This window comes from Rhizobium sp. CBN3 (genome assembly GCF_030518245.1).
Lineage (GTDB): Bacteria > Pseudomonadota > Alphaproteobacteria > Rhizobiales > Rhizobiaceae > Rhizobium > Rhizobium aethiopicum_A.
The window spans coordinates 168511-194957 of the sequence record NZ_JAULSE010000004.1 but is presented as its reverse complement, the minus strand read 5'-3'; the positions used below and the strand labels follow the sequence as shown (position 1 = coordinate 194957).

The window sequence follows — 26447 nt, the reverse complement described above, 5'->3', positions numbered from 1 at the left end:
CCATGATTGATCCAAACGTCAAAGACCAGCTCGCGAGCTATCGTCAGTCGATCGACAATATCGATGCCGCTCTCGTGCACATGCTGGCCGAACGCTTCCGCTGCACCAAAGAAGTCGGCGTGCTGAAGGCCAAATACAATTTGCCGCCGGCCGATCCGGCACGCGAGGAATACCAGATCGAACGCCTTCGCCAGCTGGCGAAAGCCGCCAATCTGGACCCGGATTTCGCCGAGAAGTTCCTGAACTTCGTCATCAAGGAAGTCATCCGGCATCATGAGCAGATCGCTGCGGACCACGCTGAACAGAGCGCCGCAGCCCGATAACCCTACCGCCCTACGAAGCGGTCAAGAACAGCCTAAGGAGTAAAGAACATGGCACTGAAAATTCGTCTCGCCCGCGGTGGCTCCAAGAAGCGTCCGTATTACCACGTCGTGCTCGCCGATGCGCGCAGCCCGCGTGACGGCCGCTTCCTCGAAAACCTCGGTTCCTGGAACCCGATGCTCGCCAAGGATGACGAGAAGCGCGTTCAGCTGAATGCCGAGCGTATCAAGCATTGGCTCGACAACGGTGCCCAGCCGACTGATCGCGTTCTGCGCTTCCTCGACGAAGCCGGCGTTGCCAAGCGCGAAGCCAAGAACAACCCGGTCAAGGCAAAGCCCGGCAAGCGCGCTCAGGAACGCGCCGCAGAAAAGGCCCAGAAGATCGCCGACGCCGCAGCTGCTGCTGCTGACGCCGCGGAATAATCCGGACATCCCCTTTTCGAGCGGGCGGCATGGCGACATGCCGCCCGTTTTCGTTTCCAATCGCCCGCACTTCGTTTATGAGAAACCTGTCTTTCGGCTTCACATGAAGGAACCCATGACAAAGCTTGAAAACCCGGTTTTGATGGCTACGATCGGCGGCGCACAGGGCCTCAGGGGCGAGGTGCGCGCCAAGGCCTACACGGCCGATCCGACCGCGCTCGGCGATTATGGCCTTCTGCACAGCATGGACGGACGCAGCTTCGAAATCCTCGAAATCCGCGAGATGAAGAACGTCGTCGTTGTCCGTTTCCGCGGCATTAACGACCGCAACGCCGCCGAAGCGCTGAACGGACTTGAACTCTATATCGAGCGAGACAACCTGCCGGACGAGGAGCTCGAGGACGACGAATTCTACTATGCCGATCTCGAAGGGCTCGAAGCGCTTGATGACAAGGGCGTCAGCTACGGAACGGTCACCGGCGTTTTCGATTTCGGCGCCGGCGATCTCCTGGAGCTCAAGGGCCCGGGCAAACGCCCGGTTCTCATTCCATTCTCGGAAGCCTCTGTGCTGGAAATCGATCTCGAAGCCGGTACGCTGCTGATCGATCCGCTGGCGGCGGGACTGGTCGACGACCCCGAGCTTTCGCAGTTCACCGCGGACAAGCCGAAAAAGAAGAAGTAATGGCTTTCCGGGCGCGCGTACTGACACTTTATCCGGAAATGTTTCCGGGGCATCTTGGCTTCTCGCTCGCCGGCAAGGCGATGGAGCGTGGGCAATGGTCGCTGGATCTGGTGCAGATTCGCGATTTCGCCACCGACAGACACCGCACCGTCGACGACACGCCGGCCGGCGGCGGCGCCGGCATGGTGCTGAAGGCTGACGTTCTTGCTCGCGCGATCGACAGCGGCGGTGAGAATGATCCCCGGCCGCGCCTGCTGATGAGCCCGCGCGGCCGGCCGCTGACGCAGCAGCGCGTGCGCGAGCTTGCGGCGGGTGACGGCGTCATCATCGTCTGCGGCCGCTTCGAGGGTGTCGACCAGCGGGTGATCGAGGCGCGCGGACTGGAAGAAGTCTCGATCGGCGATTACGTGCTGTCCGGCGGCGAGCCGGCGGCGCTGATCCTGCTCGATGCGATCATCCGAATCCTGCCCGGCGTCATGGGCAACGATCTTTCCGGCCTGCACGAAAGCTTCGAGGGCGGGTTGCTGGAACATCCCCATTATACCCGCCCCCAAGAGTGGGAAGGCCGGGAAATTCCCTCCGTCTTGACGTCCGGCAACCACGGGGCCATCGAGAAATGGCGCCACCAGGAAGCGGTGCGACTGACGCGGGAACGGCGGCCGGACTTGCTCGATAGCGTTAAAACCGAGAAAAACGGCTGATTTCGCCGGCCTTTTCACAAAAATGTCGTGCGAGGGATGACAAGCCCCGGCCTTTCGTGTATTGGCGCACGCGGAAATGGGGTTAGCCCCGTCTGCCAGCAAACAAAGAATGGCGAATCCGCTCCCGCCCGCAAGGGCAAAATCCTGAGGCTAACCCAAAGGATCAGTGTCGAGCGCTCTGGCCGTTTCAGAAGAACCAAAGGTTAAGACGATGAACATCATCCAGCAGCTTGAGGCCGAACAGGCCGCCAAGATCGAAGCCAAGCGCACCCTCCCCGAGTTCTCCCCGGGCGACACCGTCCGCGTCAACGTGAAGGTTACGGAAGGCAACCGTACCCGCGTTCAGGCCTATGAAGGCGTCTGCATCGCCCGCTCCGGCGGCGGCCTGCAGGAAAACTTCACGGTTCGCAAGATCTCCTACGGCGAAGGCGTCGAGCGCGTATTCCCGGTCTACTCGCCGATGATCGAAAGCGTCGACGTCGTTCGCCGCGGTAAGGTCCGTCGCGCCAAGCTCTATTACCTCCGCGACCGTCGCGGCAAGTCGGCTCGTATCGTTGAAGACACCGGCGTTCGCGCCCGCAAGCTCAACGACGCCGAGCGCGCTGCCGTCGCCGAGGAAAAGGCCCGTATCGAAGCCGAGAAGGTTGCAGCCGCCCAGGCGCTCGCCGCCGAAAAGGCAGCAGCAGAAGCTGCGGAAGCCAAGGCCGCTGCCGAAGCAGCTGCTGCAGCCGAAGCCGAGAAGGCCGCAGAATAAGATCTGCGCAAAATTCTGTTTCTGGAAAGGCGGTCTTCGGATCGCCTTTTCTATTTTTTGCGTGCCCGTGCAGATGACGGCCTTGCCTTAGGCGGGTCATCCGTGACAATTTTTGCCGTTCAATTTTGGAGCCGTTCTATGCTGTTTCGTCGCACCGTTCTCGCAAGCTTCGCCGCGCTTGTGCTTGCACCTATAGCCGCATCGGCCGCCGAACTGCCGGACCTCGGCGGCAAGAGCGTCGTCGTCGTCACCGAGAATGCCTATCCGCCGCTGCAGTTCGTCGACCCGAAATCCGGCAAGGCGATCGGCTGGGAATATGATGCGATGAACGAGATTGCCAAGCGGCTGAACTTCAAGGTCGAATATCAGAACACCAGCTGGGACGCGATGATCCAGGCGGTTTCCGATGGCCAGTACAACATCGGCATGACCGGCATCACCATCAAGGACGACCGCAAGCAGAAGGTCGACTTCTCCGATCCCTATATGCGCTCGCAGCAATTCATGCTGGTACGCGGCGATGAGAAGCGCTTCACCGACGCAAAGTCCTTCGGTGAATTCAAGGACGGCCTGATCGGCGCTCAGCCCGGCACCTCGCCTTTCTACACCGCCGTCTATGAAATCCTCGACGGCAACGAACAGAACCCGCGCATCAAGCTCTTCGAAACCTTCGGTGCAACCGTGCAGGCCTTGAAGACGGGCGACGTCGACCTCGTCCTTACCGACAGCGTCGCCGCCAAAGGTTATGTCGATTCCTCGAACGGCGCCCTGAAGGTGGTCGGCGAACCGCTCGGCACCGAAGATTTCGGCTTCATCTTCCCGAAGGGTTCCGATCTCATCGCTCCCGTCAATGCCGCCATCGCAGCGCTGAAGGCCGACGGCACCTTCGATGCGCTGAACAAGAAGTGGTTCCTCGACTACAAGATGGGCGAATAATCCCTCGAGCGATCGCAGATGGCGCCACAACCATCCCCGCGACAGGAGAAGGACGACCGCCCGTGGTGGCTGGCCGTCCTCATTCTGATCGGCATCGTTCTCGCCGTCGTCATCATCACCAACGACATTTACACCCAGGTCTTCCGCACCGTGGTGAATGGCGTCGGCGTCACCGTGTTCGTGACGCTCGTCGCCTTTGCCCTGGCAACGGTGCTTGGCCTCGGCATCGCGCTGCTCGGCCTGGCGGACAGTGTCGCGCTGCGCCAGATCGCCCGCTTCTACATCGAGATCATCCGCGGCATCCCGATGCTGGTGCTGCTCTTTTACGTCGCCTTCGTCGGTGCGCCCGGTTTCGTCATGGCCTATAACTTCATGATCACACCCCTGGTGAAATCAGGTGTTACGGAACCGATCCTGGTGCGCGACCTGTCGCTGATGTGGCGTGCGATCTTCGCGCTGATGATCGGCTACTCCTCCTTCATCGCGGAAATCTTCCGCGCCGGTTTCCAGTCCGTCGATATCGGCCAGATCGAGGCGGCCAAGTCGCTCGGCCTGTCGCGCTACCGCCGCTTCCGGCTCGTCGTCTTCCCGCAGGCGATCCGGGTCATCCTCCCGCCGCTCTCCAACGATTTCGTCTCGATGGTGAAGGATTCATCCCTCGTCTCCGTCCTCGGTGTCGCCGACATCACGCAGATGGGCAAGGTCTATGCCTCCGGCTCCTTCCGCTTTTTCGAGACCTATTCGATCGTCACCTATATCTATCTGATCCTGACGATCGGCCTGTCGCTGGCGCTGCGGCGGACGGAAAAATGGATGAAGTCGCTGTGAACAACGTCCTGGAGTCTTTCAAATGACCGCGCCTATCCGGCTTTTCCTGGCGATCTTTGTTTTTGCCACCACAATATCATTTCCGGCGGAAGCCACCGAATTTCCCGCGTTTCAAGGGGAATTTTGTACGGAAATCGCAAAGCGGCCGATAAAGCCCGCCGACCGTTTCCTCGCTCTTATTCAGTGCAATCGCTCCGAAAATCGCTTTAAGGAGCAATTGCAGAAACATTGGTTCCTGGTCACCGACGATGACATGAAATTCTGTATGAAATCTAAGGGAACCATGAATGAGATTAAGTCCTATCAGCAGCTCGTGGGATGCCTTTCAGAGTTCGTTGGTCAAAAATGTTATTCGGGAACACTGACTTGTCGCGGAAAAGCGCTATGACGATATCATTGCTAGAATTTTCGGCCGCCACGCTTCTTTTAGTAACCGCTATTGCAGAACCGTATTCTGTGGAAGCAGCAGAGTTGCCTGAATATGACGGCTCATACTGTGTCCAGCTAACCTCAAAGATGCTGAATGCGGATGAAAAAAATGCCGAGACAAACAAGTGCCTTCAGGATGAAGCCGACGCAAAGAAAAGGCTCGCTGATCACTGGGCGATCGTCTCGGAAAAATCATTTGCCTACTGCCGCACTTTAGGCCCGGGATCGTATCGACCACTCCTACGCTGCTTGGCAGGCAATGTCGGCTATCGTTGCTTTCAAGACGAACTAATCTGTAATTGGAATTGAGGCCGACAGTTCGCCTAAGGAATATTCGGTTCAGTCCCCCTTATCCACTGGCCCCTGTGACTTTGCAGAACATTGCTCAGGCGTTGGAAAGTTGATATATGCAGGCCATGGAATCCAAGTTCAGTTGCATTGGCGCGCATATTTTCGTGCTGCAGGATCATTATCGCCTGCCGGCGCGGTTCTTTGCATGCGTCTCCGGTGCGCTCAACAGCCGACTTCGTTGATCGAATGACGGCCGGCGGAGCCTGATCCGCTTTTTCCGATTTTCCAAAGCTTCCAAAAACGGACTTACCGCCATGAGCGCACCGCGTACCCTCTACGACAAGATCTGGGACGACCACCTGGTCGACGAGCAGGCAGACGGCACCTGTCTTCTCTACATCGACCGCCACCTGGTCCACGAAGTCACCTCGCCGCAGGCTTTCGAGGGCCTGCGCATGTCCGGCCGCAAGGTTCGCGCCCCGGAAAAGACGCTCGCCGTCGTCGACCACAACGTTCCGACCTCGGCCGATCGCCATCTCGGCATCAAGAACGAGGAAAGCCGCATTCAGGTCGAGCAGCTCGCCAAGAATGCCGCCGAGTTCAACGTCGAATATTATTCGGAAAACGATAAGCGCCAGGGCATCGTTCACATCATCGGGCCGGAACAGGGCTTCACCCTGCCGGGCATGACGATCGTCTGCGGCGACAGCCACACCTCCACCCATGGCGCCTTCGGCTCTCTCGCCCACGGCATCGGCACGTCTGAAGTCGAGCACGTTCTCGCCACCCAGACGCTGATCCAGAAAAAGGCCAAGAACATGCTGGTGCAGGTCGACGGCCAGCTGCCGGCAGGCGTCACCGCCAAGGATATCGTTCTGGCGATCATCGGCGAGATCGGCACCGCAGGCGGCACCGGCTACGTCATCGAATATGCCGGCGAAGCGATCCGAGCGCTGTCGATGGAAGGCCGCATGACGATCTGCAACATGTCGATCGAAGGCGGCGCCCGCGCCGGCCTCATCGCTCCTGACGAAATCACCTTCGAATATATCAAGGGCAAGCCGCGCGCGCCGAAGGGTGAAGCGCTGGAACAGGCGATCGCCTATTGGAAGACGCTGAAATCAGACGAAGGCGCTCATTTTGACCGCGTCGTCAAGCTGAACGCCGCCGAACTGCCGCCGATCGTCTCCTGGGGTTCTTCTCCTGAGGACGTCGTCTCCGTCCAGGGCATCGTGCCGAACCCGGATGAAATCCAGGACGAAACGAAGCGTGCCTCCAAGTGGCGTGCGCTTGACTATATGGGCCTGAAGCCGGGCACGAAGATGACCGACATCGCTGTCGATCGCGTCTTCATCGGCTCGTGCACCAACGGCCGCATCGAAGACCTGCGCGCCGCCGCCAAGGTCGTCGAGGGCAAGACCGTCGCCGCAACCGTCAACGCGATGATCGTTCCGGGCTCCGGCCTCGTCAAGGAACAGGCGGAAGCCGAAGGCCTCGACAAGATCTTCAAGGCCGCCGGCTTCGACTGGCGCGAGCCGGGATGCTCCATGTGCCTCGCCATGAACGACGACCGCCTGAAGCCGGGCGAGCGTTGCGCCTCGACCTCGAACCGCAATTTCGAAGGCCGTCAGGGCTTCAAGGGCCGCACGCATCTCGTCTCCCCGACCATGGCCGCAGCCGCCGCGATCGCCGGGCACTTCGTCGATATCCGCGAATGGAACTGACTCGTCCGTCGAAATGAACGATAAAGCCACCCGATGCGTCTCAGCGCATCGGGCGGTTTCTATATTGGAGCGCCGACAACCGATCGACGGCATTGAGCAACGGCGATCAGAAAGCCGCCGTCATCGGATCCGGTCCCATGCGGGCGCCGGCATTGTCGAGCTTGGCGATCGCGGCCATGTCATCGGCATCGAGCTTGAAATCAAACACCTGGAAGTTCTCCTCGATGCGCGACGGCGTGACCGATTTCGGGATGACGACGAGGCCGGTATCGATGTGCCAGCGAATGATGACCTGAGCCGGCGTCTTGCCATGCTTCCTGGCGATCTCGCCGATGGCGGGGTTCGAAATGAACTTGCCCTGGCCGAGCGGGCTCCAGGATTCGGTGACGATATTCAGTTTCTTGTGAACTTCCTGCGCCGCCCTCTGCTGGAAATCGGGGTGCAGCTCGATCTGATTGATGACCGGAACGACGCCGGTCTCGCCGATGATGCGCTCGAGATGTTCGGGATAGAAATTCGACACGCCGATCGAGCGGGCGCGGCCCTCTTCGCGGATGCGCACGAACGCCTTCCATGTCTCGGTGTAGAGGCCGCGATGCGGCGACGGCCAGTGAATGAGATAGAGGTCGACATAGTCGGAGCCGAGCTTCTTCAGGCTGCCGTCGAAGGCGCGCAACGCATTGTCGTAGCCCTGGTCGGTATTCCTGAGCTTGGTGGTGACGAAGATATCCTTGCGGTCGAGGCCGGACGAGCGGATGCCTTCGCCGACACCCTCTTCATTGTCGTAACCAGAAGCCGTATCGATATGCCGATAGCCGGCGGCAATGGCAGTGCGTACCGTTGGCGCGGCGATCTCCTGCGGCGTCTGCCAGACGCCGAGACCGACCTGGGGAATGGAATGTCCGTCATGGAAAGTGATGATGAGTTGAGCGGTCACAATATATCTCCGGGAGTTTGAAGAATTGGACGAGGCATGGATTGCGCCCGCGCCTGCGGACGTCCCGGAACGCATTTCAGCCGGAGCGTCCGGTCACCGGAACCATATAGGTGGCGGCAGCTTGAAGACAATCAGAGGACCCGGACAATCGTGCCCCTTCGAAGGTAGGGTAGAAGGCGGCGCATGTCACGGAGACTTACGGCCACGCAGCCGCCCGTCGGCTCGTAGCCCGGCCTGATGAGATGGAAGAAGATCGCCGAACCGCGGTTGCGCGTCCGCGAGGAAATATTCCAGTCCATGACAAGGCAGATATCGTAGAGGCCGTCGCTGCGCCGCATCTCCTCATGACTTGCCCCGAACGGCGCCCGCACGAGGCGGTTGTAGTTGGCGTTGCCGGGCTGGTCGCACCAGAGCATGTCCGCGCGGATGCGGCGAATGGGAAGAGAGGTGGTGAGTTGACCGTTCCGTTCACCGCGCCGGAAACCGGAAATCAGCCGCATCGCGGCGATCGGCGTGGCGCCGTCGCCCTCGCGTTTGAGGATGGTGCGGCCCGAACGGCCGATCGCGGCAGGGATGGTGATTGCGCCGAATCGGAGGATGGCGCGGCTCTTCTTCCCTGGCGCGGGACGCACCATGATCGTCGATGGCCGCATGCCCCGGCTCCGCCTTGCTTTTTCCATTTTTCTCGCATGTCTTGCATTGCCTGAGGCCTTGATTGAAATCATATGAAAACCTGCGCGGCAACAGCCCCGCCGGCCGATCCTTGCCAAAGCTGCAATTTGGCGTAGGACTAGGGGACGTAACTTTGAGGACGCAACGGCATGACCGCACGCACCATTCTTCTGGTGGATGACGACGAGGACCTTCGTCAGACCCTGACGGAGCAATTGTCGCTATATGAGGAATTCACGGTTCTGCAGGAAGCCAACGCCGGCAAAGGTGTTGCGACTGCCCGTTCGACGCCGGTCGACCTCTTGATCATGGATGTCGGCTTGCCCGATATGGACGGCCGCGAAGCGGTGAAGCTCCTGCGCAAGGGCGGCTTCAAGGCGCCGATCATCATGCTGACCGGCCACGATACCGATTCGGACACGATCCTCGGCCTCGAAGCCGGCGCCAACGATTATGTCACCAAGCCCTTCCGCTTCGCTGTGCTGCTGGCGCGCATTCGCGTGCAATTGCGCCAGCACGAGCAGAGCGAAGACGCGACCTTCACCGTCGGTCCCTACCTCTTCAAGCCAAGCCAGAAACTGCTCACCACCGACAATGGCCAGAAGATTCGCCTGACGGAAAAGGAAGCGGCGATCATCCGCTACCTCTACCGCGCCGAGCAGAAGGTCGTCACCCGCGACGTGCTTCTCGAAGAGGTCTGGGGTTATAATTCCGGTGTAACCACGCACACGCTGGAAACTCATGTCTACCGGCTGCGCCAGAAGATCGAGCGCGATCCCTCCAATGCCGAAATTCTGGTGACGGAAAACGGCGGCTACAAGATCATACCCTAGAGCATTTCCGTTTTCTCAAGAGATGCTCTATCTCTTTGTTTTCACGTAGTTTCTGGCAAAAGCGTTTCACGCTTTGCCTGGCAAAACCGCCAGGCACCTTTGCTGGAATTGTTCTAAGGCGTAAAGCCGGCATGGCTCTGACCGACGACATTCATCTGCTTTCCCAGCTTCCGCTGTTCAAGGACATGAGCGAGGACCAGCTGCGGCTGATCGCCTTCGGCGCCGACCGGCGCATGATCGCCGCCGGCCAGATGCTGTTCCGCCAAGGATCGCCGGCCGAGAGCGCCTATGTCGTCTTGAGCGGCAGGCTGGAACTCAGCACGACGAGCAGTGACGGCATGCAGCGGGCGGAGGCGGTCGCCGGACCGGGAACACTGATTTCGGAGCTGGCGCTGGTCACCCTGGTGGAGCGCAAGTTCACCGCGATCGCGCGCGAGGACACGAGCATCATCCGCATCACCCGCGCCCTCTTCCATCGGCTGCTCGAGGAATATCCCGATGCGGCCCGTCTGATCGAAAACCGCATTCGCGACAATCTCGCCGAACTTGCGGCCAAGGCGGCAAGCCAGTTCCATCGATTCAGCTGAATCTTGTCAGAGCGCAGGGCAATGATGGAGCGCAGCCCAGGAGCGCAAGCTCACCCGCGGGCGAGGCCGTCGATCGCCGCCGCAAACTTCACGAGATCTGACGCGTAGAACCCGGCGGCATTGATGCAGTTCGTCTCGAGCAGCTTCAATCCCTCTTCGGTACGGCAGACGTCGATGACATAGGCCGGCGAGTAGCCGGGGTTGATGTCCACCATGCGCTGCCCGAACTCCAGCACATCGTCATCGATCTCGTAGCGGTGGATGACACGCGATCCATCTTTGTAGAGCGAATAGGTGACGATCCGATCATCGACGGCCCAGAGACGCCATTCGCGCAGGATGCGGACAGGCTTGGTGAGCATCAGCAGCGTGTCGTGGCGAAGCGATCCTGCCGGGATTTCCTCCTCGTCAAGCGCAAGCACCCGCTCCGCCATCCGGATGATCTCGCCCGTCGATTTCACGTTGCCGGGCTCTTCCTTGCTGTCGTCGACGGGGCGCAGGAACCATTCCCTCCTATCACAGGCGCCTGGGGATGTCTCGGAGCGTCAGGAACAGCGCGTCGGCTCCGTTGAGAAGGTAGGGATGCCAAACCTGTTCCTGGACGAAAGGACGCAGCTTGAATACGCCCGGCCAGTAGCCGTTCGCCTCGGCGTTCTTCCACAGTGAATAGGAGCCGAACATCACCACGCAGCCGGGATCGGGGACGACCGGCTCGGGGATGAGCTCGCCGACGAACGGGACGACCTTGTGCCATGTGTAGGAGATACCGAGCCGGTCGAGCGCCTCGGCCAGCTTCTGGGTGTCTTCGAACTGCTGAAGAAGCCACTGCATCAGAAGTTGAAATGCGCCGTTACCGGCACGTGGTCCGACGGCCGGTCCCAGCCGCGCGCCTCCCTCAGGATCTCGATCCGCTGGAGATGCGGACCGAGATCTGATGACGACCAGATGTGGTCGAGGCGGCGGCCGCGATCGGCCGCCTCCCAGTCCTTGGCGCGGTAGCTCCACCAGGTATAAAGCTTCTCGCTTGCCGGAACGTGCTGGCGCATGAGATCGAGCCAGGCGCCGCGCTTCATCACCTCGAGCAGCCCGTCGGTTTCTACGGGCGTATGGCTGACGATTTTCAGCAGTTGCTTGTGCGACCAGACATCGTGCTCCAGCGGTGCGATGTTGAGGTCGCCGACCAGGATGGCGGAGGTGTTGGCCTCGCCATTGGCTTTCAAGAGCTTCATCTCCTCGATGAAATCGAGCTTGTGGCCGAATTTCGGATTGATCGTGCGATCCGGCTCGTCGCCGCCGGCCGGGACGTAGAAATTGTGCAGCCGCACACGGCGATTGCCGCGCTCGAACACCGCCGATATGTGACGGGCATCGCCGACGCCGCAATAATCCTGCCGGTGATCCTCCGTCAGCGGAATTCGCGAGGCGATTGCGACCCCGTGATACCCCTTCTGGCCATGGATGATGATGTGATCGTAGCCCAACGCCCGCAAAGGTGCTGCAGGGAAGAGCTCGTTCGGCACCTTGGTCTCCTGCAGGCAGAGAATGTCAGGCCTCTGTTTGAGCACGAGCTGCTCGACGATCGGCATGCGCAGCCGCACCGAATTGATATTCCAGGTCGTAATCGAAAAACCCATGCCCAAGCCCTTTCACACTTTCATGAAAGGGCTTTAGAACAAAGGCGGGCAGGAGGAAACCGGCAGCGCGCAAAGGCTTCAGGCGATCAACCGAAAACCCTCAGTCGCGTGAAGCTGCCGTACCCGGAATGCTCTCGTAAGGCACACGGAAGACGCGGTCGTCGAACTGCACACCCGTCTTGACGTTGAAGATCATCACCGACGTATCCTTGCCCTGGTTGTCGGTGATCGTCCACTGGCGCAGATCATAGGTCTTCGGATCGAACATCATGGTGATCGTCGAGTTTCCGAACACCGTATTGTTACCGAGCGCGATCGTCGTCAGGTCCGACTCCTCCTTCACGCCCTTCACCATGCCGGCCGAAAGATCGATATGCTGCGCCAGGAGCAGGCTGAGCGGAGTCTTCGAGAGCGGATAGAGATCCCAGGTCTTGAGCTTCATATTGCCGATGGCGACATTCTTGCCGTCGGCGATCACCCGCATCGGCGACGGATCGTCGTAGTTGAAACGCAGCTTGCCGGGACGCTGGATGAAGAACTTGCCGCCGGTCTGTTCGCCGCGTGGACCGAACTGGACGAATTCACCCTGCATCGTCGTGACGCCGGAGAAATGATCGGCGATTGCCTGCGCCGTGCCGGAGGCGGGCGCGGCCGCCTGCGCGATGGCGCTGAGAGGAACGGCGCTCGCCATAGCAGCGACGGCGAAAGCGCCGAGAAGATCGCGGCGCGTCATCGCCAGGCCGGAGAGGAAGGAATCGGAGTTACGCATCTAAATCTCCTTAATGCGATCTGCATGCCGCCGAAAGGCGGCGTCTTCAAGGCGTTGCGATCGGCGCGCGAAAAGCAACGGCGTTGATGCCACCGCGTTTCCGCCAAAGCGGCCACATCAGAAATATATGGCGCTTGTCTCAGCGGTCGAGGATATCGCCCTCGGTCGGAACGAGGATTTCTCGTTTGCCGGCATGGTTGGCCGGCCCGATGATGCCTTCCTTCTCCATGCGCTCGATCAGCGAGGCGGCTCTATTATAGCCGATACCAAGCCGCCGTTGGACGTAAGAAGTCGAAGCCTTGCCGTCGCGCAGCACGATGGCGACGGCCTGATCATAGGGATCTTCCGAATCCGAAAGGTTCGACGTGCCGGCCGGACCGCCGCCGCCATAATCGCCGTCCTCGTCGTCATCGGCGGTGATCGCATCGAGATATTGCGGCGAGCCCTGCGTCTTCAGGTAGGAGACGATCTCTTCCACCTCGACATCCGAAACGAACGGGCCGTGGACGCGCTGAATGCGCCCGCCGCCCGCCATGTAGAGCATGTCGCCCATGCCGAGCAGCTGTTCGGCGCCCTGTTCGCCGAGAATGGTGCGGCTGTCGATCTTCGAGGTGACCTGGAACGAAATGCGGGTCGGGAAGTTCGCCTTGATCGTGCCGGTGATGACGTCGACCGACGGACGCTGGGTCGCCATGATCACGTGGATGCCGGCCGCACGCGCCATCTGCGCCAGGCGTTGCACCGCGCCTTCGATGTCCTTGCCGGCGACCATCATCAAATCGGCCATCTCGTCGATGATGACGACGATATAGGGCATCGGCTTGAGGTCGAATTCTTCGGTCTCGTACATGGCTTCGCCGGTATGGCGATCGAAGCCGGTCTGCACCGTGCGCGAGATCACCTCACCCTTCGAGAGCGCCTGTTCGACGCGCGTGTTGAAGCCGTCGATGTTGCGCACGCCGATCTTCGACATCTTCTTGTAGCGCTCTTCCATCTCGCGCACTGTCCATTTGAGCGCAACGACGGCCTTCTTCGGATCGGTGACGACAGGCGAAAGCAGATGCGGAATGCCGTCATAGACGGAGAGCTCGAGCATCTTCGGGTCGATCATGATCAGCCGGCACTGTTCCGGCGTCATGCGGTAGAGCAGCGACAGGATCATCGTGTTGATGGCGACCGATTTGCCCGAACCGGTGGTGCCGGCAACGAGCAGGTGCGGCATCTTGGCGAGGTCGGCGATGACGGCTTCGCCGCCGATCGTCTTGCCGAGCGCCATAGCGAGCTTGGCCTTGCTGCCGTCGAAATCCCGCGACGCGATCAATTCGCGGAGATAGACGGTCTCGCGCGTCTGGTTCGGCAATTCGATACCGATCGCATTGCGGCCCGGCACGACGGCGACGCGGGCGGCAATGGCGCTCATCGAACGGGCGATATCGTCGGCAAGACCGATGACGCGTGACGATTTGATGCCGGGCGCCGGCTCCAGTTCGTACAGCGTGACGACGGGACCTGGACGGACGTGAATGATTTCGCCCTTGACGCCGAAATCCTCCAGCACACCCTCGAGCATGCGGGCATTCTGCTCCAGCGCATCGGCCGACAGTGTCGAATCGCGCACCACGTTCCTGGGCTCGGCGAGCAAATGCATCGACGGAAGCTGGAAACCTTCGGGACGAATGAACGAGCCCTGCGCTTCCCGCTCGACACGGGCGCCGGGCTTCGGACGCGTGATCGCCGGGACGACGCGAGGTTCCGGTTTGGCGGCGGCTTTTGCCGGCGCACGGATCATCCAGTCGTCGTCATCGTCGTCGGGCAAAATGTCGGCCGGACGCGGCGGCATGTCGGTATCGAAGGGCGGACCGTCGTCCTCATCCTCATCGTCGATGGAAAGCGACGGCGCGGCGACGACGCGGCGGGGCGAAGCCGCCCTTGCCCCCACTGATGGCTCCATCGATGGTTCCAGGCGCTCGCCGCGGACGACCGGCGCTTTGGCGCGGACCGGTTCGTTCAGCGTGCCGAATTCATCGTCGTTGAAATCATAGGGCGATTCGAAATCGCCCTGGCGCCGCTTGCGCGGTCCCATGCCGAACAGCCGGCGCAACCGGCCCTGGCTCATGAACCAGGCATGCGTCATGGCGCCGCTGAACGCAACCCAGCGCGATTCGTCCTCTTCCTCATCCTCTTCTCCGACCACCCGCGCCTTGCTTGTTGTCTCGACGTAATCGTCCTCGATTTCGTCATCGGCCTCGCTGCGGCCGACAAGGCCTGATGCGAAGAGCATCATCCAGGCGGTCGGCACGGCAAAGATGCAGCCGACGACCATGGCGAAGGTGCCGGTGGGATAAGCGCCGACGAAGAGTGCGGGAAAGCGCAGGATCATATCGCCGATGACGCCGCCGATACCGTTCGGGATCGGCCAGGTGAGCGGCGGCGGAAAACAGCCGATAACGGCGGAGGAAAGCACCGAGCCGACAAGCCAGGCGCCGAGGCGGGCGGGGATGCGGTCGAAGCGACGGCCGGAGATCATCGTCAGCGCCCAGGCGACGATCGGCAGCATCGCCACGACGCTGGCAAGCCCCAGGAACTGCATGACGATATCGGCAAAGGCAGCACCGCTGTAGCCGAGAATATTCGTCGGCAGGTTGGCGGTGGCGTAGGAATAGCTCGGATCGGCAACGTTCCACGTCGCCAGCGCCGCAACGCAGAAAGCCAGCAGCAGAAAGATCGCAAAGCCGATGAGTGCCTGGATCTGCCGCAGCATGAATGCCGAGAAGGAGAACCGATCCGGACGGCCATCCATTGCCGGCGACGTGCTTCTTGCCATGTGTCTAACCCGTCCAATGCCTGAGGGCATGCGAATCACCGAAGCTTCGCCATGCCAAATGCGTCCGCTCTACCTAATCAGAGCCGGGTTAAAGCGATGTTAACCATGCGTGCCTGGACATGCATTCCCGACATGGAAATGAAAAAGGCCCGAACCTTGAAAGGTCCGGGCCAAATGCGGTCTATGGTTAGAGCATTTCCGGGTCTAGCCCGGACAAGCTCGAGATAGGCCGCGACGGGCCGTGAAGCGGCGCCCTTCTGCCGGGCGCCGCAATCCCCTGTGATCAGGAAGAGTGGTAGGCAGCTTCGCCGTGGGTCGAAAGGTCGAGACCTTCGCGCTCAGCTTCGACGCTGACGCGCAGGCCGATGACGACGTCCACGATCTTGTAGAGGATCGCCGAGCCGATGCCCGACCACAGCAGCGTCGTCAGCACGCCCTTGGCCTGGGCCAGCACCTGGGTTGCCGTGCCGGCATAGGAGGCAGCGAAATCGGCCGTCGAATAATCGACGATGCCTGCACCGCCGAGCGCCGGGTTGACGAGGATACCGGTGCCGAGGGCGCCGAGGATGCCGCCGACGCAGTGGACGCCGAAGACGTCGAGGCTGTCGTCGTAGTTGAACTTGTTCTTCACGACATCGACGAAGAAGTAGCAAACCGGCGAGACGATCAGACCGAGAACGATCGAGCCCATCGGGCCGGCAAAACCTGCAGCCGGGGTGATGGCGACCAGACCGGCAACCGCACCGGAAGCACCGCCAAGCATCGAGGCCTTGCCGCGGGCGAGGCTTTCGACAATGCACCAGGAGACGGCGGCAGCTGCCGTCGCGACGAACGTGTTGATGAAGGCAAGCGAGGCATAGCCATTGGCTTCGAGGTTGGAGCCGGCATTGAAGCCGAACCAGCCGACCCACAGCAGCGAGGCGCCGACCATGGTCAGCGTCATCGAATGCGGAGCCATGATTTCCTTCTTATAGCCCGTGCGCTTGCCGAGCATGATCGCACCGACGAGACCAGCAATACCGGCATTGATGTGAACGACCGTGCCGCCGGCGAAGTCGATTGCGCCATAGGAGAAGATCAGACCGGCCGGCGAGGTGTAAGAGCTCGGACCACCCCAGAACCAGACCATGTGCGCCATCGGGAAGTAGATGAAGGTGACCCACAGCACGACAAAGAGCATGACGGCCGAGAACTTGACGCGTTCGGCGAAGGCGCCGACGATCAGGCCGGGCGTGATGCAGGCGAAGGTCATCTGGAAGACGATGAAGGTGTATTCCGGAATGGCGACGCCCTTCGAGAAGGTTTCGGCGAGCGACGATGTGTTGACGCCGGCAAGGAACGCCTTGGAGAAGCCGCCGACGAAGCTGTTCAGCGAGCCGCCGTCGGTGAAGGCGAGCGAATAGCCGTAGGTGACCCAGAGCAGCGCCACGACGGCGGTGATCATGAACACCTGCATCAGCACGGAGAGCATGTTCTTGGCGCGCACGAGGCCGCCGTAGAACAGCGCAAGGCCGGGGATGGTCATCAGCAGGACGAGTGCCGAGGAGATAAGCATCCAGGCATTGTCCCCCTTATCCATGGTGAAGGCAGGAGCGGCAGCAGCGGTGGTGGCGGCGGCCGGCGCAGCCTCCTGAGCGAAAGCGACAACCGGCGCCAGAAGCGCAGCCGTTGCTACGCCGATCAGCGCAAAGGGGGAAGAAAACTTCGAAGTCGACATTGAAAAAAGCTCCTTGGACCGCCGCTTACAGCGCTTCTGAATCGGTTTCGCCCGTACGGATACGCACGGCATGATCGATCGAATAGACGAAAATCTTGCCGTCACCGATCTGGCCGGTCTTGGCCGACGCCGCGATGGCTTCGACCGCCCTGTCGACGAGTTCCGATGCGACGGCGATTTCGATCTTGAGCTTCGGCAGGAAGCTGACGGCATATTCGGTGCCGCGATAAATTTCGGTATGTCCCTTCTGGCGCCCGTAGCCCTTCACTTCGGTTACGGTCAGGCCCTGAATGCCGATCGCCGTAAGGGCTTCGCGGACCTCATCGAGTTTGAACGGCTTGATAATAGCCATCACAATTTTCATCTGGTTTCCCATCCTTCGTTATCCTCGGCGCGGAGCCGACTCTCCTTGCCGCTGACGTTCCCGAACAGCGACCGGCGATATACATTCAAAGGACGTGCCAGATTCGAAGCCGAAGTTAACTTATTGAAAAATAAATGTTATAATTGGGAGTGCCAATAAACAGGCAATTGACCGACCAATAAGCGCACAAATAATGCGCAAATTTGCAAATATGCCTGTTATTTATTCATTTGCCTTTTTCCGAATCAATCCTTCTTGCGCGACGGATGCGATCAACACACCCGTTCGCGTGAACAGGCTCCCGCGAGTCAATCCCCTGGCGCCCGAAGCCGAGGGGCTGTCCTGCGTATAGAGCAGCCAGTCGTCGAGCTTGCACGGCCGGTGAAACCACATGGAGTGATCGAGACTTGCCACCTGCAGGCTCTGGTCGAAGATGGACGTTCCGTGGGCATAAAGCGACGTATCGAGCAGCGTCATGTCTGAGAGATAGGCAAGCACCGCCGCCTGATAGAGCCGGTCATCGGGAACCGGCCCGGTGGCGCGCACCCAGACGTCCTGCCGCGGGTCGAGCTTCCTGTCGGAAAAATAATGGGTCAGCGAGACGGGGCGGATCTCGATCGGCCGCTCGCGCTCCCAGTACTTCCGGATCGCTTCCGGCGCGTGCGCGAGATATTGCTCCTTGATCTGCTGTTCGCCGAGCAACTCTTCGGGCATTGCCACGTCGGGCATGGCGATCTGGTGGTCGAAGCCCGCTTCCTCCACCTGGAAAGAAGCCGACAGCGCGAAGATCGCCTTGCCGTGCTGGATCGCGACGACGCGCCGGGTGTTGAAGCTCGATCCGTCGCGGATGCGCTCCACCTGGTAGATGATCGGCACCGAGGGATCGCCGGGGCGCATGAAATAAGCGTGCAGCGAATGCACGAAGCGCTCGGCCCCGATGGTGCGCTGCGCCGCCATCAGCGCCTGGCCGATGACCTGGCCGCCGAAGACCCGCTGCCAGCCGGCCTGCGGACTGCGGCCGCGGAAAATATCGACCTCGATCGGCTCCAGATCGAGCGTCGCAAGCAGCCTCTCCATCGCCGAAGGTTCGGTCGTCTCGCGCGTCATTTTGTATGCCTCCCAGCGGTAGGAAGTGAAGTTGCGATGATCTATATAGATCACATCTGAGGCACAAGGTACGGGAGCGGCGTGATGCTGGATATGCTGGTTGTGGGCGGGGGTTATGTCGGCCTTTCCGTGGCCGTCGCGGTCAAGCAGGCAGCGCCCCATCTGAACGTCACGGTCGTCGAGGCCGCGCCCGAGCATGCCTGGAAAAACGATACGCGCGCTTCCGCCGTCATCGCGGCGGCGGCAAAGATGCTTGAAATCTTTGGCATCTGGACCGAGATCGAGCCGGAAGCTCAGCCAATCACCAAGATGATCGTGACCGATTCCCGGGCATCCGATCCGGTCCGTCCGGTTTTCCTCACCTTCGATGGCGAAGTGGCGGAAGGCCGGCCTTTCGCTCACATGATTCCGAATGTCGCGATGGTCGGAGCACTTCGCGGCGCCTGCGAACGGCTCGGTATCGACATCCGCCACGGACTGAGCGCGACCGAACTCAAAACCCACGACAGCCATGCCGGCGTCACGCTGTCGGATGGCAGCACGCTGGAATCCCGCCTGGTGGTTGCCTGCGACGGCGTGCGCTCGAGGCTGCGCGATCTCGCCGGCATCAGGACCGTCACCTGGGACTACGGCCAGTCCGGCATTGTCGCGACCGTCGAACATGAGCGGCCGCATGACGGCTGTGCCGAAGAGCATTTTCTGCCGGCCGGCCCCTTCGCCATCCTGCCGCTCCGGAACAACCGCTCCTCGCTCGTCTGGACGGAACGCACGCATGATGCCGACAGGCTGGTTGCCGCCGACGATCTGATCTTCGAGGAGGAACTGGAACGCCGCTTCGGCCACAAGCTCGGGGCGCTCAAGGTCATCGGCGACAAACGCGCCTTTTCGCTCGGCCTGACGCTTGCCCGCGCCTTCGTCGCGCCGCGTCTGGCGCTGGCCGGCGACGCCGCGCACGGCATCCATCCAATCTCGGGACAGGGCCTCAATCTCGGCTTCAAGGACGTGGCGGCGCTCGCCGAAACGATCGTCGAGGCCGACCGCCTCGGTCTCGATATCGGCTCGATCAACATCCTCGAGCGCTACCAGACTTGGCGGCGCTTCGACACCTTCCGCATGGGCGTGACGACCGACGTGCTGAACCGGCTCTTCTCCAACGACGCAATGCCGATCCGGATCGCCCGCGATGTCGGTCTCGGCATCGTCGACCGGCTGCCGCGCCTCAAATCCTTCTTCATCAGCCAGGCGGCCGGAACAGCGGCAAAGGATAATCCGCGGCTGCTGGCCGGCCAGACGATTTAGCCGAATTCGGAGAGGCTATTCGTCGAGGCGGCGGGCCTCGGACACCAGCATGATCGGAATGCCGTCGCGGATCGGATAGGCAAGCTGCGCCTTTTCCGAGACGAGCTCATTATGTTCGCGATCATAGGAAAGCCGGCCCTTGGAGAGCGGACAGACCAGGAGTTCCAGCAGTTTCGGATCGACGCGGCTCAGTTTTTCGTCCATGACCGCAGTTTACTGCAGAACCGTATCGGAGTCACCGAAGACCCGCGCCAGCACGATTTCGGTAATGGCGATCAGCGTCTCGGCCCGCGTCTTCAGGTCCGGCGCCTCCAGGAGCGCCTGTTTTTCAGCCGGCCCGAACGGCGACATCATGGCAAGTGAATTGACGAGCGTCAGGTTGCTGGCCCGCTCGACGCTCTCCCAGTCGGCCTCCAGCTTATTGGCATCGAGATAGGCCTTGAAGGCGGTCAGCAGCGACATGCGGTCGACCGCCTCCTCCTCGTTCTCAGCCGAGAGATCGGCAATGAAGGGTGCGATGCGGAAGGTGCGGAAGGGATCGCTGGTCACCTTCTCCTCCAGGAGCCGGAAGCGGCAGACGCCGGTCAGCGACACGATATAGCGCCCGTCGCCGGTCTCGGCAAAGGAGGTGATGCGACCGAGGCAGCCGACGGCGGCAAGATTGTGCTCGCCGCCCTTGTCCTCATGTTCGCCGAGTGCCGGCTGGACCATGCCGATCAGCCGGTTTCCGGCAAGGGCTGCATCCAGCATCGCCAGATAACGCGGCTCGAAGATGTTGAGGGGAAGCTGCCCGGCGGGCAGGAGGAGGGCCCCGGTCAGGGGGAAGACGGCGATCGCATCAGGCAGATCGCCCGGCTTCAGGTATCTGGCATTACCGACTTGCATGAAACCGTCCCGCATTCTGGTAGACGGGCATGCCCGTCCTGACGAGAATGTGGTGCCCCTGCCCAAAAACGCAAGGGCGAATATTCATCTTAAGAGAACAGCATCGCCGAAAGCTTGCGCCGCGCGGCAACCGTCGCCGGATCCTTGAAACCCCAGACCTCGAAGAACTGCAGCAGTTGCCGGCGGGCGCCGTCATCGTCGAAGGCGCGATCCTTGCGCATGATGAGAAGCAGATGTTCGGCGGCTTCCTCGCGCCGGCCTTCGACATTGAGGATCTTGGCGAGCTTCAGCCGCGCCTCGTGGTTGTCGGGATTGGTCGCAAGTTCCCGCTCGAGCGCAACGGGATCGCCAAGCTTGCGCGCCTCCTCGATCTGGTCGAGCTTCTTCAGCACCGCCTGGATGCCGGCGTCCTTCGCCAGCTCCTCGGGCAGATCAGTCAGCGTTTCGCGCGCCCGCTGATGCTGGTTTGCAGCGATCATGCATTCGGCCATTCCGGCAAGCGCCTTGGCATTCTCGGGATCGGCCTGCATGACGGCGCCGTAAAGCTGCGCCGCCTCGTTGATGTTGCCGGCAGCGAGCAGCTCCGCCGCCTCCGTCAGCACGGCTTCGATTTCGGCCGCCTCATCGGCACCGGCAGGCCCGGCGATACGGTCGATGAACTGAGTGATCTGACTTTCCGGCACCGCACCCATGAAGCCGTCTGCCGGACGGCCATTGACGAAGGCAATGACGGCAGGAATCGACTGAATGCCGAGTTGGCCGGCAATCGAGGGATGGTCGTCGATGTTCATCTTGACCAGACGAACGCGGCCCTTGGCCTCATTGACCACTTTCTCCAGCACCGGCGTCAGCTGCTTGCAGGGACCGCACCAGGGCGCCCAGAAATCGACCAGCACCGGCTGTTTGCGCGACGCCTCGATGACGTCCTTGCCGAAATTCGCAGTCGTCGTGTCGCTGATGTAGCTGCCGGCCGCAGCCGCCGCTTCCGGCTGAGCGCCGAAGCTTGCCGTTGCGGACATCTGATTTCCGAAGGAACCGTTATAGGGGTTGTTGCTGCCGCTCATTGGTATCTCCCGCCGCGCCGATCCTGCCGGCGTCATTGTAGCGCTAAAATCGTATGTCAGGACGTCACTTTCAAGACAAGCGGCTTATGTCCGGTCGCTTCCATGAAACGGATGAGGTCGCCGCTCGCAATCGATGTCGTCGCATCGTTGGAGAGCGGATGGCAGTTGACGATCTTCTCTTCCATCAGATCGGCATCGAGCACGAAGGTGACCTTTGATTCGGTATCGTTGATCGCGCCGAAGGCGGTGACCGCCCCCGGAATGACACCCAGATATTCCATCAACTTCTCCGCCCTGCCGAAGGAGACCCGGCCGGACCCGCCGATGATGGTGTGAACCTGCTTGAGGTCGACCTCGGCATTCTCCTCCACCGTCAGCAGAAAATACCGGTCCTTCTTGTCCTTGATGAACAGATTCTTGGTGTGGCCGCCGGGGATTTCATCGCGCAGCGCAACCGATTCGGCCACGGTAAAGACCGGCGCGTGATCGACCGTCTTATAAGCGATCCCGAGTCCGTCGAGAAAGGCGAACAATTCTTCTCTTGTCTTGGGGGCATTTTCGGGCATTGGGCGATCCATCGGCGTGTGAGGGAAAATCGAGGCGTCCTGATTAAGTCCGTCCACAATGTTTGGCAATCTTCGCAACCGACGCTCTGCCCCCAGTTTTGCGCCTTTCCGCGCCGCTTCTGCGAACATCGCAATTTTTCTTCGCTTCTCCGTCATTTCCCTGTTGCATTTGAAAATCCGTTAGGCCATATAGCGCCCGTCGCCACGAGGCGGCGCCCACGGTCCACCGACTACCCCGGACCGATGCGGATTGAGCGGGTGTAGCTCAGGGGTAGAGCACAACCTTGCCAAGGTTGGGGTCGAGGGTTCGAATCCCTTCGCCCGCTCCAGTTTCACCGAAATAACAGCGCTTATGGTTTTCCGACGCCATAGCCGGCGTCACTGGCTCAGTACCTTCTTCACCCAGGTATCGACCTCATCGCCGCTGCTTGTCGGCGAGACATGGACGCCGTTTTGCCGGGCATATCTGCACTGCCATTTGATCTCTCGGTCGAGATCCGGGATTGCGAAGGCGTCCTTCAGCTTCACGCCGCTATAGCTCTCCAGACGCTCAATGATCTGATTTGGCGTGACGTCCATGTTCGGGCCACCGGCGTGACGATCGAATTCGAATTGCTCCCGATGCGCGGCGACGGCGGCGATCACCTTCTTCGCCTCTCCTTGCCGCTTCCAGGGTCGAGGCTGCGATAATGCAGCGGACGATCACGCCGGAATACATATGCCAAGGCTGCGACTGCAGGCGGATCTTCACCGTGATCTGTTTTCGCCGGCCTGATCGAGAAGAGTGTCCAGCTTATTGAATGCCTTGGCCGAATAAGGGTCCGTCGGTTCGAGGAAGGCTTCGAAGATCCATGGGCCATTGCCCTAGCTCAGGGGATCTGCGTGCCACGAAGTATCGGTCATGACGATGTCCTTTCCTTTCGTGAATCGGGTATGCAATTTAACGGATCAAACTCCAGAAACCATGCTTCTTTCCATGTTGACGCTTCAATTCCGCGACGTAGGTGTCATGAGGTCGGGCGCTGCCGAAATCGTCGATATGAGGCGCGAGCGACGCGCATTCCGCAAGATGGCGCGTGGCGTGCTTGTAGCGGCTGGAACGGCCTTCATCGAGGGCGAAGCCGATCATCGACCGCAGCACCACGGTTGCTGCGAGCGGGTATTTCTCCTGCAGCATCTCGGCGGCCGGCGTCATCAGCTCGTAGAGGTCGCCGTCCAGTTCGGCCTGGCGCGTAGATATCAGTTTTGCTGCCTCGGCAGGCGCGGGCCAGGTGAGGAAAAAGGCAAGGGCTCGATGAACCTCCGGAAAGCGGTGCGCAAAGGCGAATGCCTTCTCCTCGGCCTCGATATCGTCGAAGTCGGCGAGCGTTCGCAGGAAAGCGCGAAGGTGATCGCCATTCAGCGACTGCTCGAAGCATTGCCATTGATAAGCCTGCCCTTCCTCCCCCCCGTCCCAGGGCATTGAGTGCTTCGACGCGGGCATACTGCCATTCAAAAGGCAGTTCGAACCACCCCCTGTGATCGGCGGCGTCCAAAATCTCCAATGCTTCCCCGGCGCGTCCAGCTAAAAGCAAACGGTGGGCAATCTCGGCTGCGACCATCGGCGCGCTTAATGTCTCTTCCGGCTGCTGGGCAATGAAGGCATCGACATCATTCTGGGCATCGGCAATTTCCTGCAGAGCGATGCGTGCCCTCCGTTGCCGATGGTTGGCGTAGATCTCGCCCTTGTAGATCGGCCGGTTGCCGCCCCAGCCGAAAATCTCCCGGTCGGCATCGGCAGGCTTCTCCTCCGGTTCGTTCGACCATTGCACCAGGAGGCTCTTTAAACGTTCCAAGCCGTCCTTGCCCAGCGCCGGAGCCATCTCGCCGATCAGCGGATCATATTGGCCGTAGTCGTTATCCTGCAGCGCGGTGAAGATCCTGTCGGCAAGGACGGCGATACCGATATGAGCGGAGCTGGCGATGACGCCGGCATCGGCGCATGCCTGATGGAACGTCTCGATGAACGCTCTGTCGTCGCTGTTGGATCGCGCGAATATCGTGTCGGCGACAGCAAGGAATTGCCAGATGAGATCGAACGCTTACTTCGGATCGTCGGCAGCCACGACGGTGACGATCGCGGACCGCTGCGTCTCGAGGTCGGCGTTAACAGTCTTCACCTTATACCATTCGATGACGGTGCGGGCTCGCGCGATGCTGGCGAGGCGTTTCCGCACCTCACGAGCCACTTCCGCCCCGCCGTGGTTACCGGCAAGCTCCATTCGAAGCCGTCGTTTGTGGGCGGCGCTGCCGGTGCTGATTTCGATCAGCAATTCGGCGAGCCGCTGCGCACCGAGGGCCTCCAGATTCTTTGCGTTGAGAGTCGTCTTTGCTGCCATGGACCGTCGCTATCGTTTCCAGCCCGACAGTATCTCAGCGTTCACATCCGTCCAAGGTGCCGAGCGGGAAGGCGTTGGGATAATCCTAGTGCGGTTTCCGTACGTCTTCGAATTTCAGGTCAAAGCGCGCGAGATATTTGGCAAGGCGATCGGCGTCGTTGCTGCTCTTCTTTTCCAGGCGCGAGTTTGCAAACAGTGCCCGGCCGGCCGCGCTGGCGCTGGCATGCTCGCGGCAGGTGCGAAGAACGGCGGCGAGTTGAACGGCGTCGAAACGATCGAGGCGGGCAGTGGCGTCCTCGCCGAGCAGGTCGAGGAGGATGTCGTCGGAGGATTGGCGTCCCGACGAGCCGCGCCAGGCGGCCTTGAGGCGTCGAATCTCATCGTCGACCACCTCGACGGTGATTCGGCCTTGAGGCGCGAGCGTTGCCATGCGCGTGACGGAGGCGGACAAGTCGCGGAAGTTCGCGCTCCAGACAGCCTCCGAGCCGGTCGCAAACGCGAGATAGCGGCTTCGCGCCTCTTTGTTGAACGTCACGTTCTGCCCTTCACGTTCAAGGAACCGTCGAAGCTCGAAATCGAGATTGGGCTCGATATCCTCCTTGCGCTCGCGCAACGCCGGCAGCTGGAAAGTCCATAGATTGAGCCGGGCAAAGAGATCTTCGCGGAATTGACCATGATGGACGGCGTCACCGAGATCGCGATTGGTGCCCGCCAGAAGCTGGAAGTCGGCGGAAACTTCGCGGTCCGCGCCGACCGGCAGGAAGCGCTTCTCCTCGATCGCCCGCAGGCACATGGCCTGTTCATCGAGGCCGAGTTCCCCGATCTCATCGAGAAAGAGCACGCCCTTGTCCGCCGACTTCAGCAGGCCGGGCCGTTCGCCTGCGGCGCCGGTGAAGGCGCCTTTGACATGGCCGAAAAGCGCCGACATGGCGTGATCCCCACGCAGCGTTGCGCAGTTGACCTCGACGAAGGGGCCGCTGACCTTTCGCTCGACCCTCTTGAGTTCGTAGATGCGCTTGGCAAGCTGGGATTTTCCCGCGCCGGTCGGGCCGGTCAGCAAGACGGGTGCGGTAGAACGGATGACAACGCGCTCGATCTCATCGATCATTCGGTTGAAGGCGGGGTTTCGCGTCGAAATACCGGATTTCAGAAACGAGGCGGCATCAGCCTGTTCGGATGCGAAGCGCTTGGCGATTTCGTCATAGCGCGAGAGATCAAGATCGATGATGCGATGGGTTCCCGCGAAATCCTGTCCCGGCTCGCGCTCGCGCGGCGGAGAGAGTTGCAGCAACCTGCCGGGGATGATGCGCGCTTCGGTCAGGAGGAACCAGCAGATCTGGGCGACGTGAGTGCCGGTGGTGATGTTGACGAGATAGTCTTCGGCCTCGGGATCGAAACTGTAGTCGCGGGCAAAATCCCTGAGGCTCGTATAGACTTCGGAAAAGTCCCAGGGATCCCGCAGATTGATGATGCGCTGGCGAACCTCCGTCGCGGGCGAAATCGTCTCGATATCCCTGATCACAGTCTTGGCCAGCCAGTCGGAATGGTTGTCGTGGATCAGTTCCAGCCGATCGATGAAAAGACCGGTCTGTTGGCAAAGGCCGACATTCGGCCGCCAGCGCGTCCATCGGTCTTCACGCCGGCCCACGTCGAGAGTCGTTCCAAGAATGCTGATGGCGACACGGCGCTTCATCATTTATCCAAAATTATAAAGACATATATT

The 26447-nt window shown here is 60.8% G+C and carries 27 protein-coding genes, 1 tRNA gene and 3 pseudogenes; 15 read left to right on the top strand and 16 right to left on the bottom strand.

What is annotated here, in order from left to right; translation table 11 throughout:
• Positions 1–2: 2 nt before the first annotated feature.
• From QWJ46_RS08690 to leuC, 11 genes are all read left to right on the top strand, one after another.
• The gene (locus tag QWJ46_RS08690) at positions 3–323 is read left to right on the top strand and encodes a chorismate mutase (RefSeq protein WP_184454721.1); all 321 of its coding nucleotides are present in this window, start codon (positions 3–5) and stop codon (positions 321–323) included.
• 48 nt (positions 324–371) lie between these two features.
• Positions 372–743 carry a 30S ribosomal protein S16 gene (rpsP, locus tag QWJ46_RS08685; RefSeq protein WP_064696593.1) on the top strand — a complete coding sequence of 124 codons (372 nt, stop codon included), beginning with the start codon at positions 372–374 and terminating at the stop codon, positions 741–743.
• A 115-nt stretch (positions 744–858) separates the two neighbouring features.
• Positions 859–1425 (top strand): ribosome maturation factor RimM, encoded by a 567-nt coding sequence (gene rimM / locus QWJ46_RS08680; RefSeq protein ID WP_184454719.1) that lies wholly within the window; start codon positions 859–861, stop codon positions 1423–1425.
• Complete coding sequence (trmD, locus tag QWJ46_RS08675; protein WP_302750704.1) at positions 1425–2126, top strand: tRNA (guanosine(37)-N1)-methyltransferase TrmD; 702 nt, start codon at positions 1425–1427, stop codon at positions 2124–2126. The genes rimM and trmD overlap by 1 nt, the downstream gene beginning before the upstream one ends.
• Before the next feature lie 211 nt (positions 2127–2337).
• Positions 2338–2880 (top strand): 50S ribosomal protein L19, encoded by a 543-nt coding sequence (gene rplS / locus QWJ46_RS08670; RefSeq protein WP_064805537.1) that lies wholly within the window; start codon positions 2338–2340, stop codon positions 2878–2880.
• Positions 2881–3018: 138 nt separating this feature from the next.
• Positions 3019–3816, top strand: a complete 798-nt coding sequence (locus QWJ46_RS08665) for a basic amino acid ABC transporter substrate-binding protein (protein WP_302750701.1) — start codon at positions 3019–3021, stop codon at positions 3814–3816.
• 18 nt (positions 3817–3834) lie between these two features.
• On the top strand, positions 3835–4644 hold the full coding sequence (locus QWJ46_RS08660) for an amino acid ABC transporter permease (RefSeq protein ID WP_302750699.1): 810 nt from the start codon (positions 3835–3837) through the stop codon (positions 4642–4644).
• 22 nt (positions 4645–4666) lie between these two features.
• A complete protein-coding gene (locus QWJ46_RS08655; RefSeq protein ID WP_302750697.1) occupies positions 4667–5032 on the top strand; it encodes a hypothetical protein in 366 nt (121 codons plus the stop codon).
• Positions 5029–5382 carry a hypothetical protein gene (locus tag QWJ46_RS08650; protein ID WP_302750695.1) on the top strand — a complete coding sequence of 118 codons (354 nt, stop codon included), beginning with the start codon at positions 5029–5031 and terminating at the stop codon, positions 5380–5382. The genes QWJ46_RS08655 and QWJ46_RS08650 overlap by 4 nt, the downstream gene beginning before the upstream one ends.
• A 98-nt stretch (positions 5383–5480) precedes the next feature.
• Positions 5481–5606 (top strand): hypothetical protein, encoded by a 126-nt coding sequence (locus QWJ46_RS08645; RefSeq protein ID WP_302750903.1) that lies wholly within the window; start codon positions 5481–5483, stop codon positions 5604–5606.
• Between the two features lie 72 nt (positions 5607–5678).
• Positions 5679–7088, top strand: a complete 1410-nt coding sequence (gene leuC, locus QWJ46_RS08640; protein WP_302750687.1) for a 3-isopropylmalate dehydratase large subunit — start codon at positions 5679–5681, stop codon at positions 7086–7088.
• A gap of 106 nt (positions 7089–7194) precedes the next feature.
• Here leuC and QWJ46_RS08635 read toward each other — a convergent pair whose 3' ends face one another.
• Together QWJ46_RS08635 and QWJ46_RS08630 are read right to left on the bottom strand one after the other, a co-directional pair.
• Entirely contained in the window at positions 7195–8025 is an 831-nt protein-coding gene (locus tag QWJ46_RS08635; protein ID WP_302750685.1) for an aldo/keto reductase, read from the bottom strand.
• A gap of 131 nt (positions 8026–8156) precedes the next feature.
• Complete coding sequence (locus QWJ46_RS08630) at positions 8157–8678, bottom strand: L,D-transpeptidase (protein WP_302750684.1); 522 nt, start codon at positions 8676–8678, stop codon at positions 8157–8159.
• Between the two features lie 168 nt (positions 8679–8846).
• Here QWJ46_RS08630 and QWJ46_RS08625 point away from each other — a divergent pair, with 168 nt between their 5' ends.
• A complete protein-coding gene (locus QWJ46_RS08625) occupies positions 8847–9530 on the top strand; it encodes a response regulator transcription factor (RefSeq protein ID WP_011427159.1) in 684 nt (227 codons plus the stop codon).
• A 131-nt stretch (positions 9531–9661) separates the two neighbouring features.
• A complete protein-coding gene (locus QWJ46_RS08620; RefSeq protein WP_184454708.1) occupies positions 9662–10117 on the top strand; it encodes a cyclic nucleotide-binding domain-containing protein in 456 nt (151 codons plus the stop codon).
• A gap of 50 nt (positions 10118–10167) precedes the next feature.
• On the opposite strand, the pseudogene QWJ46_RS08615 reads toward QWJ46_RS08620, so the two are convergent.
• The 7 genes and pseudogenes from QWJ46_RS08615 to tesB form a co-directional block, all read right to left on the bottom strand.
• A pseudogene (locus QWJ46_RS08615) lies at positions 10168–10948 on the bottom strand (ATP-grasp domain-containing protein).
• Complete coding sequence (locus QWJ46_RS08610; RefSeq protein ID WP_302750682.1) at positions 10948–11751, bottom strand: exodeoxyribonuclease III; 804 nt, start codon at positions 11749–11751, stop codon at positions 10948–10950. Before QWJ46_RS08610 ends, QWJ46_RS08615 begins: the two are co-directional and overlap by 1 nt.
• A 100-nt stretch (positions 11752–11851) precedes the next feature.
• Positions 11852–12520, bottom strand: a complete 669-nt coding sequence (locus QWJ46_RS08605; protein ID WP_064805551.1) for an outer membrane lipoprotein carrier protein LolA — start codon at positions 12518–12520, stop codon at positions 11852–11854.
• 139 nt (positions 12521–12659) lie between these two features.
• A complete protein-coding gene (locus QWJ46_RS08600) occupies positions 12660–15344 on the bottom strand; it encodes a DNA translocase FtsK (RefSeq protein WP_302750681.1) in 2685 nt (894 codons plus the stop codon).
• A gap of 283 nt (positions 15345–15627) precedes the next feature.
• A complete protein-coding gene (locus QWJ46_RS08595; protein WP_184454700.1) occupies positions 15628–17061 on the bottom strand; it encodes an ammonium transporter in 1434 nt (477 codons plus the stop codon).
• 25 nt (positions 17062–17086) lie between these two features.
• Positions 17087–17437 carry a P-II family nitrogen regulator gene (locus tag QWJ46_RS08590; RefSeq protein WP_003543684.1) on the bottom strand — a complete coding sequence of 117 codons (351 nt, stop codon included), beginning with the start codon at positions 17435–17437 and terminating at the stop codon, positions 17087–17089.
• 210 nt (positions 17438–17647) lie between these two features.
• Entirely contained in the window at positions 17648–18532 is an 885-nt protein-coding gene (gene tesB, locus QWJ46_RS08585; RefSeq protein WP_302750674.1) for an acyl-CoA thioesterase II, read from the bottom strand.
• 84 nt (positions 18533–18616) lie between these two features.
• Between tesB and QWJ46_RS08580 the strand changes: the two genes are divergently transcribed.
• Complete coding sequence (locus tag QWJ46_RS08580) at positions 18617–19831, top strand: ubiquinone biosynthesis hydroxylase (RefSeq protein WP_302750672.1); 1215 nt, start codon at positions 18617–18619, stop codon at positions 19829–19831.
• A gap of 15 nt (positions 19832–19846) precedes the next feature.
• Here the strand turns inward: QWJ46_RS08580 and QWJ46_RS08575 are convergent, their stop codons facing one another.
• The 4 genes from QWJ46_RS08575 to QWJ46_RS08560 form a co-directional block, all read right to left on the bottom strand.
• Positions 19847–20035 carry a Trm112 family protein gene (locus QWJ46_RS08575; RefSeq protein WP_003567459.1) on the bottom strand — a complete coding sequence of 63 codons (189 nt, stop codon included), beginning with the start codon at positions 20033–20035 and terminating at the stop codon, positions 19847–19849.
• Positions 20036–20044: 9 nt separating this feature from the next.
• The gene (locus tag QWJ46_RS08570; protein ID WP_302750666.1) at positions 20045–20731 is read right to left on the bottom strand and encodes an LON peptidase substrate-binding domain-containing protein; all 687 of its coding nucleotides are present in this window, start codon (positions 20729–20731) and stop codon (positions 20045–20047) included.
• 74 nt (positions 20732–20805) lie between these two features.
• Positions 20806–21780 carry a thioredoxin gene (gene trxA, locus QWJ46_RS08565; protein ID WP_302750665.1) on the bottom strand — a complete coding sequence of 325 codons (975 nt, stop codon included), beginning with the start codon at positions 21778–21780 and terminating at the stop codon, positions 20806–20808.
• Positions 21781–21836: 56 nt separating this feature from the next.
• The gene (locus QWJ46_RS08560) at positions 21837–22346 is read right to left on the bottom strand and encodes a prolyl-tRNA synthetase associated domain-containing protein (RefSeq protein WP_302750663.1); all 510 of its coding nucleotides are present in this window, start codon (positions 22344–22346) and stop codon (positions 21837–21839) included.
• Positions 22347–22600: 254 nt separating this feature from the next.
• Between QWJ46_RS08560 and QWJ46_RS08555 the strand changes: the two genes are divergently transcribed.
• A tRNA-Gly gene (locus QWJ46_RS08555) sits at positions 22601–22675 on the top strand.
• A 49-nt stretch (positions 22676–22724) separates the two neighbouring features.
• Here the strand turns inward: QWJ46_RS08555 and QWJ46_RS08550 are convergent.
• The 3 genes and pseudogenes from QWJ46_RS08550 to rtcR form a co-directional block, all read right to left on the bottom strand.
• Positions 22725–23195, bottom strand: a pseudogene (locus QWJ46_RS08550) (thioredoxin).
• Between the two features lie 91 nt (positions 23196–23286).
• Positions 23287–24724, bottom strand: a pseudogene (locus QWJ46_RS08545) (DUF6880 family protein).
• 85 nt (positions 24725–24809) lie between these two features.
• Positions 24810–26417, bottom strand: coding sequence for an RNA repair transcriptional activator RtcR (gene rtcR / locus QWJ46_RS08540; RefSeq protein ID WP_184454848.1), 1608 nt, complete (start codon positions 26415–26417; stop codon positions 24810–24812).
• Between the last annotated feature and the right edge of the window lie 30 nt (positions 26418–26447).

What these genes read in the sequence shown, in the direction of transcription:
- QWJ46_RS08690 (WP_184454721.1), top strand. Translation starts at nt 3, where the DNA reads ATGATTGATCCAAACGTCAAAGACCAGCTCGCGAGCTATCGTCAGTCG.
- rpsP (WP_064696593.1), top strand. Translation starts at nt 372, where the DNA reads ATGGCACTGAAAATTCGTCTCGCCCGCGGTGGCTCCAAGAAGCGTCCG.
- rimM (WP_184454719.1), top strand. Translation starts at nt 859, where the DNA reads ATGACAAAGCTTGAAAACCCGGTTTTGATGGCTACGATCGGCGGCGCA.
- trmD (WP_302750704.1), top strand. Translation starts at nt 1,425, where the DNA reads ATGGCTTTCCGGGCGCGCGTACTGACACTTTATCCGGAAATGTTTCCG.
- rplS (WP_064805537.1), top strand. Translation starts at nt 2,338, where the DNA reads ATGAACATCATCCAGCAGCTTGAGGCCGAACAGGCCGCCAAGATCGAA.
- QWJ46_RS08665 (WP_302750701.1), top strand. Translation starts at nt 3,019, where the DNA reads ATGCTGTTTCGTCGCACCGTTCTCGCAAGCTTCGCCGCGCTTGTGCTT.
- QWJ46_RS08660 (WP_302750699.1), top strand. Translation starts at nt 3,835, where the DNA reads ATGGCGCCACAACCATCCCCGCGACAGGAGAAGGACGACCGCCCGTGG.
- QWJ46_RS08655 (WP_302750697.1), top strand. Translation starts at nt 4,667, where the DNA reads ATGACCGCGCCTATCCGGCTTTTCCTGGCGATCTTTGTTTTTGCCACC.
- QWJ46_RS08650 (WP_302750695.1), top strand. Translation starts at nt 5,029, where the DNA reads ATGACGATATCATTGCTAGAATTTTCGGCCGCCACGCTTCTTTTAGTA.
- QWJ46_RS08645 (WP_302750903.1), top strand. Translation starts at nt 5,481, where the DNA reads ATGCAGGCCATGGAATCCAAGTTCAGTTGCATTGGCGCGCATATTTTC.
- leuC (WP_302750687.1), top strand. Translation starts at nt 5,679, where the DNA reads ATGAGCGCACCGCGTACCCTCTACGACAAGATCTGGGACGACCACCTG.
- QWJ46_RS08630 (WP_302750684.1), bottom strand. Translation starts at nt 8,678, where the DNA reads ATGCGGCCATCGACGATCATGGTGCGTCCCGCGCCAGGGAAGAAGAGC.
- QWJ46_RS08625 (WP_011427159.1), top strand. Translation starts at nt 8,847, where the DNA reads ATGACCGCACGCACCATTCTTCTGGTGGATGACGACGAGGACCTTCGT.
- QWJ46_RS08620 (WP_184454708.1), top strand. Translation starts at nt 9,662, where the DNA reads ATGGCTCTGACCGACGACATTCATCTGCTTTCCCAGCTTCCGCTGTTC.
- QWJ46_RS08610 (WP_302750682.1), bottom strand. Translation starts at nt 11,751, where the DNA reads ATGGGTTTTTCGATTACGACCTGGAATATCAATTCGGTGCGGCTGCGC.
- QWJ46_RS08605 (WP_064805551.1), bottom strand. Translation starts at nt 12,520, where the DNA reads ATGCGTAACTCCGATTCCTTCCTCTCCGGCCTGGCGATGACGCGCCGC.
- QWJ46_RS08600 (WP_302750681.1), bottom strand. Translation starts at nt 15,344, where the DNA reads ATGGCAAGAAGCACGTCGCCGGCAATGGATGGCCGTCCGGATCGGTTC.
- QWJ46_RS08595 (WP_184454700.1), bottom strand. Translation starts at nt 17,061, where the DNA reads ATGTCGACTTCGAAGTTTTCTTCCCCCTTTGCGCTGATCGGCGTAGCA.
- QWJ46_RS08590 (WP_003543684.1), bottom strand. Translation starts at nt 17,437, where the DNA reads ATGGGAAACCAGATGAAAATTGTGATGGCTATTATCAAGCCGTTCAAA.
- tesB (WP_302750674.1), bottom strand. Translation starts at nt 18,532, where the DNA reads ATGACGCGCGAGACGACCGAACCTTCGGCGATGGAGAGGCTGCTTGCG.
- QWJ46_RS08580 (WP_302750672.1), top strand. Translation starts at nt 18,617, where the DNA reads ATGCTGGATATGCTGGTTGTGGGCGGGGGTTATGTCGGCCTTTCCGTG.
- QWJ46_RS08575 (WP_003567459.1), bottom strand. Translation starts at nt 20,035, where the DNA reads ATGGACGAAAAACTGAGCCGCGTCGATCCGAAACTGCTGGAACTCCTG.
- QWJ46_RS08570 (WP_302750666.1), bottom strand. Translation starts at nt 20,731, where the DNA reads ATGCGGGACGGTTTCATGCAAGTCGGTAATGCCAGATACCTGAAGCCG.
- trxA (WP_302750665.1), bottom strand. Translation starts at nt 21,780, where the DNA reads ATGAGCGGCAGCAACAACCCCTATAACGGTTCCTTCGGAAATCAGATG.
- QWJ46_RS08560 (WP_302750663.1), bottom strand. Translation starts at nt 22,346, where the DNA reads ATGCCCGAAAATGCCCCCAAGACAAGAGAAGAATTGTTCGCCTTTCTC.
- rtcR (WP_184454848.1), bottom strand. Translation starts at nt 26,417, where the DNA reads ATGAAGCGCCGTGTCGCCATCAGCATTCTTGGAACGACTCTCGACGTG.